12 protein-coding genes are annotated in these 12,590 nt (G+C 66.3%); 2 read left to right on the top strand and 10 right to left on the bottom strand.

Annotated elements, in window-relative coordinates:
- Window positions 1–193 precede the first annotated feature (193 nt).
- Window positions 194–469 carry a DUF2790 domain-containing protein gene (locus tag WCE05_RS00060; protein WP_368815227.1) on the top strand — a complete coding sequence of 92 codons (276 nt, stop codon included), beginning with the start codon at window positions 194–196 and terminating at the stop codon, window positions 467–469.
- Complete coding sequence (locus tag WCE05_RS00055) at window positions 459–1,025, top strand: thioredoxin family protein (RefSeq protein WP_368815226.1); 567 nt, start codon at window positions 459–461, stop codon at window positions 1,023–1,025. The genes WCE05_RS00060 and WCE05_RS00055 overlap by 11 nt, the downstream gene beginning before the upstream one ends.
- 62 nt (window positions 1,026–1,087) lie before the next feature.
- Here the strand turns inward: WCE05_RS00055 and WCE05_RS00050 are convergent, their stop codons facing one another.
- From WCE05_RS00050 to WCE05_RS00005, 10 genes are all read right to left on the bottom strand, one after another.
- Complete coding sequence (locus tag WCE05_RS00050) at window positions 1,088–1,936, bottom strand: shikimate dehydrogenase (protein ID WP_253080326.1); 849 nt, start codon at window positions 1,934–1,936, stop codon at window positions 1,088–1,090.
- Complete coding sequence (gene aroQ / locus WCE05_RS00045; RefSeq protein ID WP_225789679.1) at window positions 1,933–2,382, bottom strand: type II 3-dehydroquinate dehydratase; 450 nt, start codon at window positions 2,380–2,382, stop codon at window positions 1,933–1,935. Before aroQ ends, WCE05_RS00050 begins: the two co-directional genes overlap by 4 nt.
- 160 nt (window positions 2,383–2,542) lie before the next feature.
- Window positions 2,543–3,889, bottom strand: coding sequence for an MFS transporter (locus WCE05_RS00040; RefSeq protein ID WP_253080325.1), 1,347 nt, complete (start codon window positions 3,887–3,889; stop codon window positions 2,543–2,545).
- Between the two features lie 210 nt (window positions 3,890–4,099).
- Entirely contained in the window at window positions 4,100–6,250 is a 2,151-nt protein-coding gene (locus WCE05_RS00035) for a TonB-dependent receptor (protein ID WP_368815223.1), read from the bottom strand.
- A gap of 66 nt (window positions 6,251–6,316) precedes the next feature.
- Entirely contained in the window at window positions 6,317–6,724 is a 408-nt protein-coding gene (locus WCE05_RS00030; protein ID WP_225789676.1) for a DUF2946 family protein, read from the bottom strand.
- A 200-nt stretch (window positions 6,725–6,924) separates the two neighbouring features.
- Entirely contained in the window at window positions 6,925–7,698 is a 774-nt protein-coding gene (locus tag WCE05_RS00025; RefSeq protein WP_225789665.1) for a ParA family protein, read from the bottom strand.
- A 109-nt stretch (window positions 7,699–7,807) separates the two neighbouring features.
- Window positions 7,808–9,391 carry a diguanylate cyclase gene (locus WCE05_RS00020; protein ID WP_368815222.1) on the bottom strand — a complete coding sequence of 528 codons (1,584 nt, stop codon included), beginning with the start codon at window positions 9,389–9,391 and terminating at the stop codon, window positions 7,808–7,810.
- A 92-nt stretch (window positions 9,392–9,483) separates the two neighbouring features.
- On the bottom strand, window positions 9,484–9,960 hold the full coding sequence (locus tag WCE05_RS00015; RefSeq protein WP_368815221.1) for a hypothetical protein: 477 nt from the start codon (window positions 9,958–9,960) through the stop codon (window positions 9,484–9,486).
- Between the two features lie 93 nt (window positions 9,961–10,053).
- Window positions 10,054–11,397: an OprD family porin gene (locus WCE05_RS00010; RefSeq protein WP_368815318.1), complete on the bottom strand. Its 1,344-nt coding sequence runs from the start codon at window positions 11,395–11,397 to the stop codon at window positions 10,054–10,056.
- Between the two features lie 39 nt (window positions 11,398–11,436).
- Window positions 11,437–12,590, bottom strand: a 1,154-nt coding sequence (locus WCE05_RS00005) for a DUF1624 domain-containing protein (protein ID WP_368815220.1), incomplete at its 5' end; no start/stop codon positions are given.

The following is a 12,590-nucleotide window of genomic DNA, read 5'->3' as shown; positions in this document are numbered from 1 at the left end:
GGCGCAGTGTACCGGGGGCGGGGGCGCTTGCCTGCGGGGTTTTGTATTGCAGTGTATCCCGCGCCGCCAGGGATACAGGAAGAAGCACGTCGCCCGCTGCTTGGACACATCCGCGATACCTGGCGAGCGTGAAATGGCTCTCGACCGGGGAGATTCCACTCCCCACCTGCAAACCTTGCACAGGAGAGATGCCATGAACTTCAAGACCTTCGCCAGCGCCAGCCTGTTCGCCGTGCTCGGCCTCGGTGTCATCGCCGCCCAGGCTGCGACCAGCCCGACGGAAGACAGCCGGGTGATGCAGTACCGCTATGGCGACCGGCTGGACGTACAAAAAGTCCTGTCGGTGATGGACGACCCGAGCAATGCCTGCGGGGTGGTCAACACCCGCATGGACTACCTGGACTCCCAGGGCCGGCACCAGAGCGTGGAGTACCGCACCTACGCCACTGGCGGTTGCCATGAAAGCTGATCGACGCTTGTTGCTGAAGGCCGGTGGCGTGCTGCTGGCGCTGACGGGGCTGGGCCTGGCCGGCCAGTTGTTGGCCCGCGACAGCTACGGCGCCATGCCGTCGCTGTCTGGCGCCAGCGCCTGGCTCAACTCGCCGCCGCTGGACACCGAGGCGCTCAAGGGCAAGGTGGTGCTGGTGGACTTCTGGACCTGGGACTGCATCAACTGCCAGCGCAGCCTGCCGCATGTCGACGACTGGGCACGGCGCTATGCCGACCAGGGGCTGGTGGTGGTCGGTGTGCACACGCCGGAGTACGACTACGAGCACGACATCGGCCAGTTGCGCCGACAGGTGGCCAGGCTCGGCATCGGCTATCCGGTGGCGGTGGACAACGACTACCGGGTCTGGAACGCCTGGGGTAACCAGGCCTGGCCGGCCCATTACTTCGTCGATCGCCAGGGGCAGGTGCGCCATGTGCATTTCGGGGAGGGTGACTATGGCGGGCAGGAGAAGGTGATCCAGGTGTTGTTGGATGAGCGATTACCCAGCCCTTCGGACCGAGTCGGCCACGAATGATGCCCCTTGCAGGGGCCGGGTTGAGGCTTGTTCTGATGCTGGGGCGCGAAGCGCCCCCGCTTTCACAGGAAACTGGCGAAGTGCGCCTGCATCCGACCGGCATCCGCCACCCGCCCGCTGAACAGCTCGAACGCCTTCACCGCCTGGAACACCGCCATGCTCCCGCCGTCCAGCGTGCGGCAGCCCAGGGCCCGGGCATGGCGCAGCAGTTCGGTCTCCAGGGGGAAGTAGATGATTTCCGCCACCCATAGCCGGGCGTGCAGCAGCTCTACTGGCACCGGTGTGCCAGGCAGCTTGGCCATGCCCACCGGCGTGGTGTTGACCAGGCCGTCGGCGGTCGCCAGTGCATCGGCCAGGTCCGTGCCCAGCACGGCGCGATCGTTGCCGAAGCGGGCTTGGAGATTGTCCACCAGCGCCTGGGCACGGGCGCTGTCCACATCGAACAGCACCAGCCGCCGAACCCCTTCGCCGAGCAAGGCATGGGCCACCGCCGAGCCCGCGCCACCGGCGCCCATCTGTACCACCTGGTGTCGCGCCACGTCCGCCAGGCCACGCCGGAAGCCTTCGGCGAAGCCCAGGCAATCGGTATTGTGGCCGACCCGCTTGCCATCCTTGAGCACCACGGTATTCACCGCACCGATGCCGCGGGCCTCCTCCGACAGTTCGTCGAGCAGCGGCAGGATCGCCTGCTTGAAGGGGTAGGTGATGTTCAGCCCGGTGAAGCCGGTGTGCTGGGCGGCCTCGAGCAGGCCGGGCAGGGCGCTGTCGTCCAGGCCCAGTTGGTCGGCATCGATCAGCCGGTAGAGGTAGCGCAGGGCCTGGGCATCGCCTTCGCGTTCGTGCAGCGCCGGGGTGCGTGAGGCCTGGATGCCGCGGCCGATCAGCCCGGCGAGGATGCTCGGGCGGTTCATGCGGCCTGCTCCCCGAGCAACCGGGCGAAGTGTGCCAGAGCCAGGCGGTAGCCGTGGCTACCCAGGCCGCAGATGACCCCGATGGCGATCGACGACACGAACGAGATGTGCCGGAACGGCTCGCGTTTGTGCACATTGGACAGATGCACCTCGATCACCGGCAGTTCGCTGGCCACCAGGGCGTCACGGATCGCCACCGAGGTGTGGGTCCAGGCACCGGGGTTGATCAGGATTCCGGCACAACGGCCGCGGGCAGCGTGGATCCAGTCGATCAGCTCGCCTTCGTGGTTGGTCTGGCGGAACTCGATCTGCAGGCCCAGCGCGTGCGCGCTGTCGGCGCAGCCGTGGGCCAGGTCGGCAAGGGTTTCATGGCCGTAGTTGGCCGGCTCGCGGGTGCCGAGCAGGTTCAGGTTGGGGCCGTTGAGCACGAGGATCAAGGGTGTCATGGCGGGCATCGCTTTGTTGTTGTTGGATGCCTGATAATTGTACTACCTGGTTAGTTTCGTCAATTGAAGGGCACCGTTGGCGAATGAAAGTGGGCGATTATCGAACGCAGCGGGGTTGCCTGAACCAACCCCGCCGCGAAGAGCACGCCGGGTACAGCGCCTAACCGAGCTCCTTGACCGCCTGGGGCTGCTGGCTGCCGCAGCTTTCGTCATGCAGCGAGATCCGCGAGGTTTCCGGCAGGGCCAGCCCTCCCACCAGCGCTACCAGGGCGATGACCACCAGGTAGAACGCCGGCGCCAGGCTGCTGCCGGTCTGGCTGATCAGCCAGGTGGCCACCAGCGGTGCGGTGCCGCCGAACAGGGTGTAGGCCACGTTGTAGGTGATTGCCGAGGCGGTGTAGCGGGTGCGGGTCGGGAAGCTCTCCGAGAGCAGCGCGGCGGTGACCACACCGCTGAGCAGGGCGCCGATCGCCAGCAGGATCACCCCCAGCAGCGCCCCGGACAGCGACCCGGAACTGGCCAGCCAGTAGGCCGGGAACACCGCCACCATCACCCACAGGCAGGTGAAGCCGATGGTCCGGCGCCGGCCGACCCGGTCGGAAAAGGCCCCGGCCAGCGGGCAGCCGACGGCAGCGAACAGCAGGGCCACGGTGGACACCAGCAGCGACTGGGCGCGGGTCAGGTTGCCGACCATCTGCAGGTAGGTGGAGAAGTAGGTGGTGAACATGTAGAACGACAGCGCCGTCAGCGAGATGAACGCTCCGAGGTTGCGGATCGCCCGGCCATGGTGGCGCAGGGTTTCCTTGAGCGGCGAATGGGCGTGCTCTTTACCCTGCTTGCCCTGCGCCATGGCTTCGCGGAACGCCGGCGTTTCCTCCATGCGCCAACGCAGGTAGAGGCCGACCAGCCCCAGGGGCGCGGCCACCAGGAAGGGAATGCGCCAACCCCAGGCGTTCATCGCCTCGGGCGACAGGCTGGCTTCCAGGGCGTAGGCGATCACGGCCGCGCAGGCGAAGGCGGAGAAGGTCGAGACAGGGACGAAGCTGCCATAGAAGGCGCGCTTGTCGTTGGGGGCATGTTCCATCAGGTAGGCACAGGCGCCGGCGTATTCGCCGCCGGCGGAAAAGCCTTGCAGGCAGCGGGCCAGGGTCAGCAGCGCCGGGGCGGCCAGGCCGATGCTGGCGTAGGTCGGCAGCAGGCCGATCAGGGTGGTGGAGCCAGCCATCAGCAGGATCGTCAGCGACAGGATGCGCTTGCGCCCCAGGCGGTCGCCCAGCGCGCCGAAGACGATGCCACCCAGCGGACGCAGGGCGAAGGCCACGGCGAACACGGCGAAGGTCTTGAGCAGGGCGACACTGGCATCGCCGCTGGCGAAGAATTGGCTGGCGATCAGGGTGGCGAGGAAACCATAGACGGCGAAGTCGAACCATTCGACGAAGTTGCCGATGGCCGAGGCGGCGATCACCCGGCGCAGGGTGGCGGGGGATACCTCATGGGGTGCGGGCATGCGGATGCTCTCCGGTCTGGGTAGGCAGCCTGGACGGAAGTGGCGCGGTCAGGCCGCGCCATCGTTGTTGTCTGGCCCAGTAGACCGGCAGCGGGGGGCGGGTGCTTCTTCATGGGCGACATCGGGATGCCTGTTTCGACCGCCGTACCGGTCTTCCGTGGCGCGAAGCGGCCCCAAGGCAGGGGCCTCAGCCAGCCCTCGCCTGGCCCCTCAGAAGCGCAGGTCCATGGCCACCTCGAACGTCCGCGGCGCGCCCATGTAGTACTGCCCGCCATAGGCCTGCTTGGCATACAGCTCATCGGTCAGGTTGCGCACCCGTGCGGTGAGCGCGGTGTGTTCGTCCAACCGGTAGCGGGCGAAGGCGCCCAGCAGGGTGTAGGCCGGTGCCTTGAGGGTGTTGGCATTATCGGCGTACACCGAGTCGACATAGCGCGCATCCATCCCCACCGCCCAGGCCGGGCCGAAGCTGTAGGTCAGCCACAGGTTGCCGACGTTGGCCGGCACGTTCACCGGGGCATTGCCCTTGCGCGACACCGACACGCCATTGACTGCCTCGTTGAATTCGTCGTACTGCGCGTCGACATAGGCATAGTTGGCCTCGGCCAGCAGTTGCGGCGTGACCTGCAGGCGCGCGGACAGCTCGATGCCGCGAGAGGTCTGCTGGCCGGCCTGGACGGTCAGGTTGGGATCGCGGGAATCGCGCACGGCGAAATCCTTGCGCACGATCTGGTACACCGCCACGGTCGCCGCGCCACGCCCGTCGAGGAAGTCGAACTTGCTGCCGGCCTCCCACTGCTCGCCCTTGGACAGGTCGAACAGGCCCACGTTGGAGTAGGTCGCCGAGGCCAGCGAGCCGGCAGGCAGGTCGGCGGAGGTGCTGTACTGCAGGTAGACGCTGGCCGAAGGTGTCAGCTCGTAGGTCAGCCCCACACGGCCGCTCAGCGGCTCCCAGCGCCGTTCGAAGAGCGCCGGGCTGGTGGGCGTGACCGTGCCATAGTTGGTCACCTCCATGTCCAGGTAGTCGTAGCGCAGGCCGGTGAGCAGGGCCAGGCGTTCGGTCAGCTGCAAGCGGTTCTCGGCGAACAGGGCACGGTTGGTCACCTCGTGGCGGCGTTGCTTGGTGAGGCCCGCGTTCACCCCGGGGATGTCATCGAAGCTGCCCGGGTCGAAATGCTCCGGGTCGACCACGTCGCTCCAGCTGCCGGAGGTCGGGTACAGGGTCTGGCGCATGCGCGAGTAATCCAGGCCCAGCGACCACTGGCTGGCCAGGCCCAGCACCTGGTTGTCGTGGCGCAGCTCTACCCGGTCGCCCAGCACGTTCTGCTGGTGGCGCTGCAGGTAGGGGCTGGCGCGCACGACCTTGCCGTCGTTGTCGTAGCGGTAGCTTTCGAGGTTGCGATAGTCGCGCTCGGCGTTGTAGTGGTACAGGGTGTTCTGCACGCTGGTGCTGTCGCCGAGCTGGTAATCGAGGATCGAGCGCAACCAGCGCACCCGCTGTTCGTAGCGGCCGTCGCCGACGTTGTAGTTCTCGAAGCGGCGGCTCTTGTCGATCTTCATGGTGCTACGGCCCGGCAGGATCGGCGAGCCCCAGTAGGGGCTGTCTTCCTTGTCCTCCTGGTACTCCAGCGCCAGGGTATGGGTGAGGTTGGGCGACAGGTCGCTGAGCACGGAGAAGGCCAGGCTGTCGGTCCAGCGTTCGTTGCGGTCGACATAGCCGTTGCCATGCCCGTGGCTGAAGTCCAGGCGGGCGAAATGCCGGGCATCGGCGGGGTTGTCGGCCAGGGCCTGGTTGATGCCGAAGGCGATCTCGGAATCATCGTAGCTGCCGTAGCGCAGCCGGCCGTCGAAGGTCTGTGCGTCGCGGCTGGCCAGCTTGCTGATGTAGTTGATCGAGCCGCCCACGGCGCCGGCGCCATGCAGGAACGACGACGGCCCGCCGATCAGCTCGACGCGGTCGATCACCCAGGCGTCCAGCGGGCGGGTGGCGCTGCTGTAGCCAAGGTTGATGCCGTTGAACAGCTGGGTGACCTGGTTCTGGGTGAAGCCCCGGTAGGACACGAAGCCGCCATAGCCTGGGTTGGCCGAGGCGTTCACTCCGGTCATGGCATTGATCACGTCCTGGGTGTCCTTGGCGCCGCGCGCCTCGATCACGTTGCGGTCCGAGACGCTCACCGAGGCGGGTGTCTGCCGTGCCGTCAGGCCAAGCCGCGAGCCGGTGCGGATCGGTTCGTCCAGTTGCACGCCCGAGGGGGCTTCGCGTTCGCCATCGACGGTGGTGACGGTCAGTTCGATGGGCGCAGGGGCCGCCCAGGCAGAGGTGCAGGTGCCCAACAGGAGCACCAGGGAGGTGTTGCGAATCATGTTGTTGTGTCTTCCACGCAAAGGTGATGGCTGACCGGCCGCGCACGCCAGTGCGCCCGGCCAAGGTCAGGCGTAGGTTGCTGCTGCGGGAAGGACGGCGGGGGAGGCGCGAGGATTGAGGGCCGGGCGCAGGTCGCGCGGCGGCGGCTGCGCCCAACTGCGTACGACGATGGGTGAGGGGGCGTTGCCCTGGCGCGCGGCGAAGGACCAGCCGGCAGTGGACAGCGGGACAGCCAGGGCGAAGGACGAGCACACCGGGCAGTCGAGCTGGGCCATGTGCGCATCGCCGCCAGCACCGGCCAGGTCGATGGCCGGGCCATGGTCGCTGGACACCGAGCAGAAACCACCTTCCAGCCCGGCCAGGCGCAGGCCGTTCATCTGGCCGTGGTGCAGGCCGCACAGCAATAGGCTGAACAGGACGCTGGCGTAGAGCGTCCAGGCGGTCAGCGAGCGTGTCCGGCGGGAGGTTTTCATGGCGGCGAATCTATCATTCGGATGGATCGCCGGGATAGAGGGCCGGTGTGGTGGATTGTCGCAATGCCGGTTGGGGGCGGCCGTAAAGCCGGCCCTGCTTCAGGCCGAACGCCGCGCCGGCTCGGTTTGGGCCTCCGCGATGACCTGTTCGCGTCGCACGCCATCGTCTGCAAAGCCTTGACTGATGCTCCGCTGACGTATCAGGCCGCCCGCTCCAGCACATCCAGCAAGTCGGCGAACGCCAGCGACAGCATGTGCCGCGGTGCCAGGTGCACCAACGGTATCGCGGCCTCGTGGGACTCTCGCATCTTGATCGAGCTGCCCAGGTACACCGGCAGCACCGGCAAGCCTTCGGCGCGCAACTGATCGACCAGGGTCTGGTGCAGGGCGGTGCGTCCGGCGAACTGGTTGACCACCACGCCCTCGACCTGGAGCGCCGTATTGTGGTCCTGGCGCAGCTCCTCCACCTCAGCCATGACGCTGCGCAGCGCCTGGTACGAAAAACGGTCGCAATCGAACGGGATCAACAGGCGTTCGGCCGCCACCAGGGCGCTGAAGGTGTAGAAATTCAACGCCGGCGGGGTATCGATGTAGATCCGCTCGTAGTCCTCGGCGAGCGCCACCAGCAGCTTGCGCAGCTTGTTGATCTTGAACTTGCTCTGCAGGCGTGTCTGCAGGTCGGTCAGGTCCGGGCTGGCGGTGATCAGGTGCAGGTTGTCGTAGCGGGTCTCGGTGATCGCCACGCGGTTCTTCTTGCCGGCCGCCGTGGCGCAGAGGGTCTGGCGGAAGAAGTCGGCGATGCCCGAGGGGATCGCGTCGCCGGCAAGCCCCGTGAGGTAGTAGGTGGCGTTGGCCTGGGGATCGAGGTCGACCAGCAGTGTCCGGTAACCTTCGGCGGCGCTGGCGGCGGCGAGGTTGCAGGCGATGCTGGACTTGCCGACGCCACCTTTCTGATTGAATACGACACGACGCATGGACAGTTCATCCCTGAATGGAAAATGTCAGAACAGGGACAATTCTATGAAGCAAAGATGACAGTATTAAGACAAGACTTGTTACATCTACCGCGCGTCACACCGGCCTCTACGCCTCGCCAGGCGCGACCTTCACTCGGTTGCGTCCATCCTGCTTGGCCGCATACAGCGCCCGGTCCGCCCGGCTGAGCGTATCGGCCGGCGTATCCGTGCCCGTCGCTTGCCAATGGGCGATGCCCAGGGAAACGGTCACCGCACCCACCGGCTCGATGGGCGTGTCCTGCACGCACAGGCGCAGGCGCTGCGCCACGCTGGTGGCGACCTCCAGGCTGGCCCCCGGCAGCAGCATGAGGAACTCCTCGCCACCGGTGCGGCACAGGACGTCGCCCTCCCGGCAACAGCCGCGCATCAGCTCCGCCAAGCGGCGCAATACCTGGTCGCCGATATCGTGGCCGTGGCCATCGTTGATGCGCTTGAAATGATCGACATCCAGCACCACTGCGCAGAAGTCGCGCCCTTCGGCCTCCAACTGTGCCAGGCTGAGCTCCAGGCTGCGGCGGTTGCCCAGCCCTGTGAGCGGGTCGGTCTGGGCGTCCTGGCGCAGCCTGCCTATGCGCTCTTGCAGCAGGTTCAGGCCGAACAGCAAGGCGCGCTTGAGTTCGGCGGCCTCGAAATACCAGGCCCTGACCTGGTGCAGGTGCGCCGCGGTTCCGACCCTGTCCAGTGCCCGTGCGCCGGCGGCCAGTTGCCAGAGCGGGCGGGTGATGGCCAGGGCCAGCCACCACAGGGCCAGGCTGCCGGCCAGGGCGAGCGGCACGGAAATGTCGATGACATCGAGGATCAGCTGGCGCAGCGGGACCACGGTCTGTGCCAGGGGCTGTTGGGCCACCACGCCCCAACCGGTGCTTGGCACCGTGGCGAAGCCTGCGAGCATTTCCACGCCATCGCTGTTGACCACCTGCTGGGTGCCACTGTTTAGGGTGGCGAGCTGGTCGACCAGGATGTTGCCCTTGACCAGCGTACCGACGCGCTGGGCGTTTGGGTGATAGAGCAGGCGCCGGTTGCGATCGACCACATAGAGGTAGGAGCCGTCCTTGTAGAAGTGTTCGCCGAGCAGGCTGTTGAAGATGTTCTGTTCACGCAGGTACAGGCTGCCGCCCACATAGCCCAGGTACTTGCCGTGGCTGTCGAAGATCGGCTGCGACAAGGCCACCACCAGGTTGTCGGCCACCGAGAGGAAGGGCATGGACACCAGCGTCTGTCGCTCCCGCAGCGCCTCCAGTGCGCCAGGCGTCTGCAGGCGGGTGCCGAGCATCTTGCGCAGCGGTGCTGGCGAGATCGCCCGCAGCACACCCTGGGCATCGACCACGAATACCGAGTTGAAGACATTGCCCTGCTGCATCAGGCGTTCGGTTTCTGCCTGCAGCGCCATGGGTTCATCCAGTCGCTGCCCTTGCAGCTGGGCGCTGACGGCCAACTGCTGCAGCGTGCTGCCGAGGAAGGTCTCGGTGATCGACGCCAGTTTCGCCGCATAGACACGGTTGGCCTCCAGGGCGTGGTCGATCAGTAACTGGCGTTGTACCCGGTAGCTGGCGAAGTAGCTGGTCAGCAGCATCACCACGGCGGTGAGTGCGCAGAGAACGAGGATCAGCGTGCGCAGATCCAGGCGCAGGCCTTTCTTGGCGTGTGGCAATCCTGACCTCATCGATGGGGGAAGGGGATAACCTTACCTGTTATGAGGGATGGCGGCTATCGGTACAGCGCAGGGCTGCGCGCAGTGTCGTATCAGTCGTCGGTTGTCTCCAGCCCGGCCAGGTCTTCCTCTATCTGCTGCATGCGTTCCTGGGCCCGTGCCTGGGCCTTTTCATCGTTGGCGCTTTCACGCATCAGGCGGGTCAGTTTCTCGCTGAGCCGCTGGCCTTCCTCGGTTTCGTTCAGCGCCCTGGCCTTCACGGGGTCGTGGGTCGCTGCGACGATGGTGTCGAACTCGGCATCGTCGAAGTGCTTCTCGCTGTAGAGCTTGAACAGGTCCTGGCGCTGGTCCTGCACCGTCAGGTGCTTGCGCAGCACGCCCTCGATGGCCTCCTTGGAGAGTTGCGGGTGGGTCTTGGTCAGCAACGTGGCCATCCTGTCGATATTGTGATCGTAGGCCTCCTGCAAGGGCAGGTTGGCCAGGATCTGCTCTTCACGGGTGGGCTTCTGGTCGCAGGCGGCGAGAACGCCGAGCAAGAGCAAGGGCAGCAGTGTGCGAAGGCGTGGCATCGGGTGGCCTTGGGCGCGTGGTGGGAGGGGACCGCCTGGCACCATACCATCAATCGGGCGGCTCGTTCAGGCGATGGGCCTTGCGGCCTGCTGTCAGAATCCACCTGTCAGTGGATACTCGACGGCCAGGCGAATCTGGTCGGCATCCAACTCCGCCTGCGCGGTGTTGCCCCGGTGCACGTTGTGCCGCAACGAGAACGCCGTGCCCTTGGCCTTGCCGCCCTGTACCACGTATCGCGCCTCCAGGTCGCGCTCCCAGTGCTTGCCGCCCTTGCCGTAGCCCAGGTAGGCGTAGCCTCCGTTGGGGTCGGCATGGCTGCCGTCGATGTCGAAGCCACGCACGTACAGGGCGCTCAGGTTCAGCCCTGGTATTCCGTAGGCGCCCATGTCCAGGTCGTACCGCGCCTGCCAGGACTTTTCATTGGGGGCGTTGAAATCGGACAGCTGCACGGCGTTGCCGATGAAGATCGCACCACGGGTTACGTAGTCGAACGGGGTATCGCCATCCACCTGCTGCCAACCGAGGCTGAAGGTATGCGGCCCTTGGCGGTAGCGCGAGACCAGGCTCCAGGTGGTGTTGTCGATGCGCCCGGAGAGGGCCTTGCCGGTGTCGGTGGTGCGGTACAGGTTCAGGTCCAGGCTCAGGCTGCGTCGGTCATCCAGGGCATGGCTGAGGGTGCTGCCGAGGTAGTGCTGGTTCCAGGTGTCTGCGTAGCGCGAGGTGTAGAGGCTGGCACTGAATGCGGCGTCAGGGTTCCACACCGCGCCTGCGAGGTCGACGCTGTCGCCCTGGCGGGCATTGGAGTAGTTCACCACGAAGCCTTGGTCGTGGCTCGACGCATGGCGGTCGGTGCTTTCGTTGAAGTGTCCGGCCACCAGCTTGAGCGTGTCGATGTCGTTGCTGCTGAGGAAGAAACCGGTGGCGGTCTCGGGCAGCAGGCGGCTGTCGGAGGAACTGAACACCGGGGTCTTCACCCGTTGCTCGCCATAGGCCAGCACGGTGTTGGCTACGCGCAGCTTCACCGCTGCGCCACCGCGGCTGTATTCGTTCTTGGGGTGACCTTGGTTGTCCACGCCCAGCAGCCGGGCCTTGCCGGCGCGGCCGCCACCGCTGTCGAGTTGCACGCCGAAGTAGGCGTGGGCATCGACGCCGACTCCGACCAAGCCTTGGGTGAAGCCAGATTGAAAGGTGCCCATCAGGCCGTAGGCCCATTCCTCGGCCTTGCCGTTGCGTTCGGCGCGAGGCTTGTAGGCGTTGCGTGCGCTGCTGTTGCGTGCGCCATGGCGATAGTCGCGCTGGTCGAACACGCTGCGGTTGAGCAGGTGCCAGCTGCTGTCTTCGACAAAGCCTTTGGATTGGTATTGGGCGGAGTCGGCCAAGGCCAGCGGCGCACACAGGGCGCTGGCCAGAAGCGCAGGGACGGTGCGTCGCGGCATGGAGCGCTGCGAAAACAGGTGGATCGAGGCGTCGGGCATTCAGAAGTACTTGAGCCAGGCGATGTCGCGGCGACGGGATTTCAGGCGCGCGAACCCGCGCACTGGCAGGTACAGTGCCACGGCCAGCAGGATCGCGGTAAGCCATACCGCACCGATGCCGTCGAAGCCGAAGTAGTCGCCCTGGTTCAGGCCGAACAGGGCGACGCAGGCCAGGTACAGGAGCTTCAGCACATACAGGTGCAGCAGGTAGAAGAACATCGGCGCAGCACCGAACACCGCCAGCACACCGATCCAGCGCGCCTGGCCTGCGCGCTCGAAACCGCGCAGCAGGAGCAGCCCGAAGCCCAGGGTCAGGGCCAGGAACAGCAGCGACGGTGGGTACTTGGTGATGTTGAAGAAGCTCATCAGGGTCTGCACCAGGGTCGGGTAGCCGCTCCAGGGCGCTTCGCCGTAGCCGTTGAGCAGGCGCAGCGCGATGAAACCGAGCAGGGCGAGGGCGCCGGCCAGCAGCAGGCGGTGCTGGCGCGTGCCGGCATCGCTGCCGCGTGCGAACCACGGGCCCAGGCCATAGCCCAGGGCGATCACGCCGATCCACGGCAGCACCGGGTAGGAAGTGCGCAGGCGAAGGGTTTCGGAGAACGCCAGCCAGCCACGGTCATGCAGGATGGCCCAGGGCACGTGCATCATCGACCCTTCGGCGAAGTGCAGCCCATCGAGCAGGTTGTGCCCGGCGACGATGAGCGCGCCGATGGCGATCAACGCCGCGCGCGGCAGCCAGACCAGCAGCGACAGGGCGATCATGCTCAGGCCGATGGCCCAGATCACCTGCAGGTAGATCACGCTTGGCGGCAGTTGGAAGGTCCAGGCGAAGTTGACCAAGGTGAATTCCAGCGCCACGAGGAACAGGCCACGCTTGAACAGGAACGCCGAGACGTCGCCACGGCCCTGGTGCTTCTCGCCGTAGAGCCAGGCACTGAGGCCGGTCAACAGCACGAACACCGGCGCACACAGGTGGGCCAGGGTACGGCTGGCGAACAGGGCCGGCTCGGTGGCGTCGATGGCCATCGGATCGCTGACTTGGCGATGCAGGAAGAAGGTTTCGCGCACGTGGTCCAGCAGCATGAACAGGATGACCAGGCCGCGCAGGGCGTCGATGCTTTGCAGGCGCTGGGTGAGCAGGGTTGGGGTGGGGG

The organism is Pseudomonas sp. I2 (assembly GCF_040984075.1).
Classification (GTDB): Bacteria; Pseudomonadota; Gammaproteobacteria; order Pseudomonadales; family Pseudomonadaceae; genus Aquipseudomonas; species Aquipseudomonas guariconensis_B.
The sequence above is the reverse complement of the archived record's forward strand: the minus strand, read 5'-3'. Positions and strand labels throughout refer to the sequence as shown.

Excerpts from the sequence above, each read along its gene's own strand:
- WCE05_RS00040 (WP_253080325.1), bottom strand. The coding sequence starts at position 3,889 with ATGCCCGCACCCCATGAGGTATCCCCCGCCACCCTGCGCCGGGTGATC.
- WCE05_RS00015 (WP_368815221.1), bottom strand. The coding sequence starts at position 9,960 with ATGCCACGCCTTCGCACACTGCTGCCCTTGCTCTTGCTCGGCGTTCTC.
- WCE05_RS00060 (WP_368815227.1), top strand. The coding sequence starts at position 194 with ATGAACTTCAAGACCTTCGCCAGCGCCAGCCTGTTCGCCGTGCTCGGC.
- WCE05_RS00025 (WP_225789665.1), bottom strand. The coding sequence starts at position 7,698 with ATGCGTCGTGTCGTATTCAATCAGAAAGGTGGCGTCGGCAAGTCCAGC.
- WCE05_RS00055 (WP_368815226.1), top strand. The coding sequence starts at position 459 with ATGAAAGCTGATCGACGCTTGTTGCTGAAGGCCGGTGGCGTGCTGCTG.
- WCE05_RS00035 (WP_368815223.1), bottom strand. The coding sequence starts at position 6,250 with ATGATTCGCAACACCTCCCTGGTGCTCCTGTTGGGCACCTGCACCTCT.
- WCE05_RS00050 (WP_253080326.1), bottom strand. The coding sequence starts at position 1,936 with ATGAACCGCCCGAGCATCCTCGCCGGGCTGATCGGCCGCGGCATCCAG.
- WCE05_RS00010 (WP_368815318.1), bottom strand. The coding sequence starts at position 11,397 with ATGCCGCGACGCACCGTCCCTGCGCTTCTGGCCAGCGCCCTGTGTGCG.
- aroQ (WP_225789679.1), bottom strand. The coding sequence starts at position 2,382 with ATGACACCCTTGATCCTCGTGCTCAACGGCCCCAACCTGAACCTGCTC.
- WCE05_RS00030 (WP_225789676.1), bottom strand. The coding sequence starts at position 6,724 with ATGAAAACCTCCCGCCGGACACGCTCGCTGACCGCCTGGACGCTCTAC.